Below are 7,603 nucleotides of genomic sequence, written 5' to 3'. Positions count from 1 at the left end.
TCCCGGCAAACAGGTTTCAAGCCCTTGCGCCCCATCTTGTTATTGCGCCGCCGGGCGGCGTAGCCGCACGGCTTGGCTCGCGACGAGGCCCGCCACGGCAAGGCGTTCGAGGGCCTGCTGAAGCGCTACTTCGGCTAATCTAATTCACAGGACGCTCCCGGCATAGGCCGGGGGCGTCTTTTTTGTGGCGGGACTCGTCAGCGAGTGTTTTGGCGGAGCCAAAACCTCGATGCCGGGCGGATTCAGTCCGTCCGAGCAGGTGAAAATATCGGGGTCCCCATGGGATGTGTCCCATGGGGTTCGGCCCGCCACGGCAAGGCGTTCGAGGGCCTGCTGAAGCGGTACTTCGGCTAATCCAAACTGGATAAACAAGCACTTTTTGAGAGGGAACCGGGAAACCGGTTCCCTCTCTTTTTGCGCTCATCTTGTACAAAAATGGTGCATGAAGCTTTTCAGACCCCACGTTTTCGCTTCAAATGGTAGAAATATGCAGCATAACGGCTCTCTTTCGGCATAGCTATGGTCTCTGAATGCAGAAGCGGAACTTTTCGATAAAATCCTATTGACTTCCTTGGTTTATGTTGCTATAATAAATTAAAGTTAATATATAATATTAAAGTAACTTTAAGTTTATTCGGATCAGGGAAGTGATACAGTTGCTTTACACAGTAGGCGAAATGGCGCAGCTTCTGGGGATTGCCGCCTCGACGCTGCGGTACTATGACCAGGAGGGCCTGCTCCCGTTTGTGGAGCGGTCCCAGGGCGGCATCCGGATGTTCACGGAAAAAGACTATGGACCGCTCAAGGTCATTGGCTGCCTGAAAAAGTCCGGCCTGTCCATCAAGGAGATCAAGCAGTTTATCAGCCTGGCCCAGGAGGGCGACTCCACACTGGCGCAGCGGCTGGAGATTTTTCGGTGCCGCCGGGCGGCAGTGGAAAAGCAGCTCTCCGAGCTGCGGGAGATGCTCTCCCTGCTGGAGTACAAGTGCTGGTACTATGAGACCGCCTGCCAGGCAGGGACCGAGGATGTGGTTCGCAGCCTGCTGTGCAGCCAGGTGCCTGACGAGTGCCGGGCAGCTCTGGAGAAGCTGAATCTGAAGTTAGAATAAACAGACCCAAGCATTTTATCGAGGTGACCCTGTTATGATTACCATTCCCTATTACAACACCATTTCTCTTCCGGACGTATCCTGCTACTTCCAGCTGGATTATCTGAACAGCAAGTCGGACAAGCCGGTGGCTGCCGGCGATAAGGTCCTGTTTTTAATGCTGAAACGGGACGAGAAGGAGGGGCATATCTCTGCGGAGGATGTCTACCCCATTGCCACCCGGGGCGTGGTGGAGAGCGTTGAGAACGAGTGGGCCCTGATCCGCACCACCAGCCGGGTGGATCTGGAAGGGATTCAGTCGGACGGGAAACACATCCAGGTCCAGCTCCGCACACGGCCGGAGATCAGCGACCTGGACCTGGAGGAGCAGCAGGAGCGGTTCCAGAAAATGCGCACCGCCATGCTGGACGCTCTGGAGGGAACCCAGTGGCTCATGGGCGCCCGGAACTATATCATGCGCTGGAGCAACATGAACGAACTGATCTCCTTCACCTCCGCCATGCTGCAGATCTCCAGCGAGGAGAAGTTTGCCATTCTGGCGGAGGACTCCGTGGCCCGGCGGGCGGAGAAGATGGAGAAGGCTTTCTATGAGTCCCTGGAGCTGTTCAAGGTCAACAAGGAGGCTCAGACCGCCCAGAAGGAGTCCAATGAGCAGGTGTACCGGGAGCAGGCGCTCCGCCGGCAGATCGGCTTTCTCCAGGACGAGCTGGACAAGCTCCACCCGGAGAACGTGAGCGATGTACAGAAGTTCGAGCAGAAGATCCGGGAATCCAGCATGAACGACACTGCCCGGGCTGAGGCGGAGAAGGTTCTCAACCGCATGAAACAGGGCGGCAAAGAGGGCCACGAGTACGGGATGCTCTATGACTACCTGGACTTCATGACCAGTCTGGTGTGGAAGAAGGAGCCGCCGGCCGACATCGACCTGAAGGCCGCCAAGGCCGTCCTGGACGAGGACCACTTCGGCCTGAAAAAGACCAAGGGCCGTATCCTCCAGCAGATTGCCGTCATGGCGCTCAACAAGAAGCAGTCCGGCTCCATCCTCCTGTTTGTGGGTGCGCCGGGCACCGGTAAGACCAGCATCGGCCAGAGCATCGCCAGGGCCCTGAACCGCAAATATGTGCGGGTCAGCCTGGGCGGCGTCCGGGACGAGGCGGAGATCCGCGGCCACCGGCGCACTTACATCGGCGCCATGCCCGGCCGGATCATGGAGGGCATCCGCCGCAGCGGCGCCTCCAACCCGGTGGTGGTGCTGGACGAGGTGGACAAGCTGGTCCGGGACTACGGCGGTGACCCCGCCAGCGCCCTGCTGGAGGTGCTGGACCCGGAGCAGAACGCCACCTTTACCGACCACTACATGAACGTCCCCTATGACCTGTCCGACGTGCTGTTTGTCTGCACCGCCAACACCACCGACACCATCCCCGGCCCGCTGCTGGACCGGATGGAGGTTATCTCCTTCCCGGGCTACTCCGCCCTGGAGAAATTTCAGATTGCCAAGCGGCACCTGCTGCCCAAGGCCATGGAGAAGGCCGGGATCACGGCGGAGCAGCTGGCGGTCAGCGACGACGCCCTCCGCTCCGTCATCTCCGACTACACCATGGAGGCCGGCGTCCGGGGGCTGAAAAACCGGCTGGACACCCTGTGCCGGGCGGCGGCGGTGAAGCTGGTCAGCGGCGAGGAGGAGCGGGTGACCGTGGAGCCCGGGGAACTGCGGGCCATGCTGGAGGCCGCGCCCATTCGCCACGACCGCATTCTGGAGGCCAAGAAGCCCGGCATTGTGACGGGGCTGGCCTGGACCCAGGCGGGGGGCGAGATCCTGTTCATCGAGTCCCTGCTCACCAAGGGCAACGGCAAGACCATCATCACCGGCCAGCTGGGCGATGTGATGAAGGAGTCGGTGCAGATTGCCGTCAGCCTGGTGAAGTCCATGTTCCCGGACAAGGCGGAGCTGTTTGAAAAGAACGACCTGCACGTCCATGTCCCGGCGGGGGCGGTGCCCAAGGACGGCCCGTCGGCGGGCATCACCCTGACCACGGCCCTGGCCTCCCTGGTCACCGGCGTCCCGGTTAACGCCGAGTATGCCATGACCGGCGAGGTCTCCCTGCGGGGCGTGGTCATGCCCATCGGCGGCCTGCCGGAGAAGCTGATGGCCGCCCAGCGGGCGGGCGTCAAACGGGTGTTCATTCCCGAAGAAAATGCGGACGACCTGATGGACGTAGCCGATGAGGTTAAGCAGGCCCTGGAAATCATTCCCGTCCACTATGTGACGGATGTTATGGAGCGCGTGGGGATTACATTGCCGGCTGTGGCCGCTGCATAAGGTCTCCCGGCACAGGTTTTCCAGGCCATCACATCAAAAGAAAAATTCAGCGAACAGCGGCGCCGGAGAGGAATATCCTCTCCGGCGCCGCTGTTCAAAGCGACATCAGGTCCACGTCCGGTAGCACACCTGATTTTCCAGGGCGTGGCGGAAGGTGAGCTCGGTGCTATTTAGGGAATCGCAGGAGAAACCGCCCATTGGGCCGGGGAGCTTGGGGCTTTCCTGCTGCCCCCAAAATGTTGCGGGTGTTTTTGGAAAATGCAATAACCGATGATGTATGTGAGCACTGTGTGAAATATACTTTGACACAATTGAGGGCTATATTTATAATAACATCAGTATGTTGGACTCAAAAGGATGGGGGAATGGAAGATGCAAAAAGAGTCCGGGACAATCAACGTACCTCAGTTGGGCAGCCGGAAGCTGACGGCATGTTACACTGTTTTGCTCTCGGCGGCCTCTGCGGTGTCTGCAGGCGTCTATTATTTGGCTGCGGGAAAACTTGCAGAACTCGGGCTGGGGGCGGCCGCATATGGCCTGGCGCTTCTGCTTCCAATCCTAATTGGTGCCGGGACTGCGCTGATAACAGTGGGGCCGGCGAACCGGCAGTTCCGCCATCTTCGCCTTGCGTTTCAGAAAATCATTGACGGAGATCTGAGCGCCCGCTTGCCCGAAACAGAGACCGGGGCGTTTCGTGTGGCCTACTCTGATTTCAACCGCATGGCCGAGGAGCTGGAAAAGGTCCGCGCCATGCGGGAGGAGTACGTCAATACCTTCACACATGAATTTAAGACGCCCCTGACGGCGATCCGCGGGTTTGCCGAATTGCTGCAGGAGCCGGGCTTTACCGAGGAAGAGCAGAAAAAGTATCTGCAAATCATTGCAAGCGAGAGCAGCCAGCTGGCAGAACTGGCAAATGACGCGATGCTGCTGACAAAGCTGGAGACGCAGAATCTGCCTGTTGTGCGGGAGAACTTCTGGCTGGACGAGCAGATCAGCCAGTGTTTGACCATGCTTGAGAGGAGCATTCAGGAAAAAGGGCAGAATCTGACAGCGGAGATTGAGCCGGTCGAAGTGTGCGGGAGCCGGGAGCTGCTCTCCCATGTATGGACAAACCTGGTCGGAAACGCCATTAAATACACGCCCAACGGCGGAAAGATTGCGGTATCCCTGACGCATACGGATAAAAACGCGGTTTTCACGGTGACAGACAGCGGCATCGGCATGACGGAGGAGGTCAAATCACACATTTTTGACCGTTATTACCAGGCGGATCCGTCCCACACGCGAAAGGGGATTGGGCTTGGCCTTCCCATTGTGCACAAAATTTTAGACGTATGCGGCGGACAGATCGAGGTGGAGAGCAGGCCGAATCAGGGAAGTACGTTCCGTGTGATTTTACCATTGGGGACGAATGCGGATTAAAGCCATACAAATCCCGCCGGCAGCGGGGCCCTTCAGCGGGGCGGCTGCCAAGGCTGGCGTTTAGACAAAAAAGCAGTCACAGAACCTGGCGGTTCTGTGACTGCTCAGCTTATAGAGGTGTTTTACAGGGAAAGGATCAGACGGCGGAATCTTTAGAAAAACAGTCCGGCCGTGCCGGGTACGGCGCAGGCTCCCGCGGCTGGAATATACTGCGTGTCCCGGGAGCGCGCACAGGCTGCCTTACCGCGTCCACTTAGACAATTTATAGCCCTTCTGGGATAACACGGCCCGGAATTTCTCCAGAAAATTCAGAAAATCTTCCCGCTCTGCGGCCTGATTCAGATTTGCAATTCCGGCGGCGGTTTTCCGGCCATAGTCCACAACGTGGAGCAGCTCGCCATAGGAGCCATAGCCCTTCTCATAGACCAGGGCGGCATTCTGGGTCTTGGGAATATAGTCCACATCGACCACGGCATCCATGTCGAGACAGATGGCGTCACTGTGCGCGGAGAGCGCCCGGTCGATCTGGACGAGCACGACACGCCAATCCTGCTCACGGTATCCGATGATGTAGTGATAGAAGGTCGTCGTGTGCTTGTCAATATAGATGCCACGCTGGATTTTATCGGTGCTGGAGTAGCCTTCGATGAGACGGTAGGTATCCCCGTCCGGCACGGCTTCGTTGAACATCTGCCGCAGCTTCTCCTTGATGCGCTGACACTCTGCCGGGTCAAAGTCCGGCGCCTTCGGTTTTCTGGAAAATAAGCCCATGGTTTTCTCCTTAAAACGGATTTTGAAAAAAATATGGCTTATTCTAACATATTCTCTGCTTGGTGTAAAGCGCGGGATTTGACTCTGCGTCTGTGCGCCCGGATACCGCGCCGGCTGCCCAAGGGCGGCTCACAGCAGCATGGCCAGCGTCCCGGCAACGATGAGAACCAGGCCTGCGGCAGAGCGGCGGGTCAATGTTTCGTGGAACACCATCCAGGAAAACGCCACGGTGACCAGGATGCTCAATTTGTCAATGGGGACCACCACACTGGCAAGCCCGTCCTGAAGGGCCCGGTAGTAGCACAGCCAGGAAGCCCCTGTGGCCAGTCCGGACAGGCAGATGAAGCCCAGTTCCCGCCGGGGCACCTGCCCCACCGCCCCGGCCTTTCCGGTCACCAGGACCATGACCCAGGCCATGACCAGCACCACCCCTGTGCGGATGGCGGTACCCAGGTTGGACTCCACTCCCTGTATGCCCACCTTGCCCAAGATGGCGGTGAGGCTGGCAAAGACGGCGGAGCCGAAGGCATACAGCATCCAGGATTTCCCCTGTGCGGCGGCTTCTGTCCCCTTTTTCTTTTCGATCATGAGAAAGGTGCCCACAGCGATCAAAATGACGCCGATTCCCTGAAACAGGCCGATGGGTTCCCTCAGAAACAGAAAGGCCAGCAGAATTGTCAGGACCGTACTGGACTTGTCAATGGGCACCACCTTGTTGACATCGCCCAGCTGGAGCGCCCTGAAATAGCACAGCCAGGAGGCCCCTGTGGCCAGGCCGGACAGAATCAGAAACAGCAGGGTCGTCCGGTCCAGGCCGCTTAACTGATTTTGGGAACCTACCACAAACACCATGATCCACGCGAAGATCAATACCACAATGGTGCGGATGGCCGTGGCCACGGTGGAATCTGTTTTCCGGATGCCGCACTTGGCCAGGATCGCCGTCACGCCCGCAAAAAAGGCGGAACCCACGGCAAAAAGAACCCACATGCTGATTACTCCCTCCTATGATGGCTGCCTCTGAAATCAGGAGGCAGCTCAAGATGCCGCCCGATTTATAGGCATGAGCCGGAGCCCCGGTTGGGACAGCTGCTGCAATCGCCGCAGGTGCGCTTCTTTCTCCTGCGGACCCGGCGGACGGCCCAAACGGAATAGGCAATCAGCAGGACGGCCAGCAAAACCGGAATCATAATATGCACCTCCTTACAGAATCGCAAGCCCAATGTGATAGACGGCAAAGGTGACGACCCAGGCCACCGCCAGCTGGAAGGCCGCCGTAAAGAACATCCACTTCCAGCTGTTGGCCTCCTTCCGGATGGTGGCCAGAGAGGCGGCGCAGGGGATGTAGAGCAGGCAGAACACCATCAGACAGAAGGCGTTCAGGGGGCCGAAGCCAATGCCCGCCAGGGCGGAGGAAAAGGCGGCCATCCTCTCGGGGGAGCTGGCGTTGACGATGCCGAACAGCACCGCGCAGCTGGACACCACCACCTCCTTGGCGGAGATGCCCGCAATGAGGGCCACCGCGATCTGCCAGAAGCCCAGCCCAATGGGGACGAAGAAGGGGGTGAGCCATTTGCCGATCACCGCGCCGAAGCTGGCGGTCATATCCGTCGAGAAGCCGTGGGGGCCGAAATTCAGCAGCGCCCAGATGATCAGGGTGGCCAGGAAAATGGTGGTGCCCGCCTTCTCCAGGTAGTCCTTGACCTTTTCCCAGACATAGATCGCCACCGTCCGGGCGTCGGGCAGCTTGTACTCCGGCAGTTCGATGAGCAGGTAGTTGGTGCTCTTTTTCCGGTCCAGCAGGTGGATAATAGCCGAGATGACAATGGCCACCACAAGGCCCAGCAGGTACATGGAGTAGGCCACCACCATGGCGTTGTCCGGGAAGAACATCTCGGAAAAGAGGATGTAGATGGTCAGCCGGGCGTTGCAGCTCATAAAGGGCGTCACCAGCATGACCTTGAACCGGTCCCGC

7 protein-coding genes are annotated in these 7,603 nt (G+C 58.6%); 3 read left to right on the top strand and 4 right to left on the bottom strand.

Features of this window, described 5'->3' with window-relative positions:
* The first annotated feature begins 656 nt into the window (after window positions 1-656).
* The 3 genes from Q0K06_RS13360 (at window position 657) to Q0K06_RS13350 (ending at window position 4,857) form a co-directional block, all read left to right on the top strand.
* Window positions 657-1,109 carry a MerR family transcriptional regulator gene (locus tag Q0K06_RS13360; RefSeq protein WP_294553501.1) on the top strand — a complete coding sequence of 151 codons (453 nt, stop codon included), beginning with the start codon at window positions 657-659 and terminating at the stop codon, window positions 1,107-1,109.
* Window positions 1,110-1,143: 34 nt separating this feature from the next.
* A complete protein-coding gene (gene lon / locus Q0K06_RS13355) occupies window positions 1,144-3,432 on the top strand; it encodes an endopeptidase La (protein WP_294553499.1) in 2,289 nt (762 codons plus the stop codon).
* A gap of 357 nt (window positions 3,433-3,789) precedes the next feature.
* A complete protein-coding gene (locus tag Q0K06_RS13350; protein WP_294553496.1) occupies window positions 3,790-4,857 on the top strand; it encodes a HAMP domain-containing sensor histidine kinase in 1,068 nt (355 codons plus the stop codon).
* A 240-nt stretch (window positions 4,858-5,097) separates the two neighbouring features.
* On the opposite strand, the gene Q0K06_RS13345 is transcribed toward Q0K06_RS13350, so the two are convergent.
* The 4 genes from Q0K06_RS13345 to Q0K06_RS13330 all read right to left on the bottom strand — a co-directional run.
* A complete protein-coding gene (locus Q0K06_RS13345; RefSeq protein ID WP_294553494.1) occupies window positions 5,098-5,628 on the bottom strand; it encodes a hypothetical protein in 531 nt (176 codons plus the stop codon).
* Window positions 5,629-5,757: 129 nt separating this feature from the next.
* Window positions 5,758-6,618 (bottom strand): EamA family transporter, encoded by an 861-nt coding sequence (locus Q0K06_RS13340; protein WP_294553492.1) that lies wholly within the window; start codon window positions 6,616-6,618, stop codon window positions 5,758-5,760.
* A 65-nt stretch (window positions 6,619-6,683) separates the two neighbouring features.
* Window positions 6,684-6,818: a FeoB-associated Cys-rich membrane protein gene (locus Q0K06_RS13335; protein ID WP_294553489.1), complete on the bottom strand. Its 135-nt coding sequence runs from the start codon at window positions 6,816-6,818 to the stop codon at window positions 6,684-6,686.
* A gap of 13 nt (window positions 6,819-6,831) precedes the next feature.
* Window positions 6,832-7,603: nucleoside recognition domain-containing protein (locus tag Q0K06_RS13330; RefSeq protein WP_294553486.1), on the bottom strand; the 772-nt coding region annotated here is incomplete at its 5' end.

It is taken from the genome of uncultured Pseudoflavonifractor sp. (assembly GCF_944387805.1).
Classification (GTDB): Bacteria; Bacillota; Clostridia; order Oscillospirales; family Oscillospiraceae; genus Pseudoflavonifractor.
Note: the sequence above shows the minus strand (reverse complement) of the source record. Positions and strands in the feature narration are given on the sequence as shown.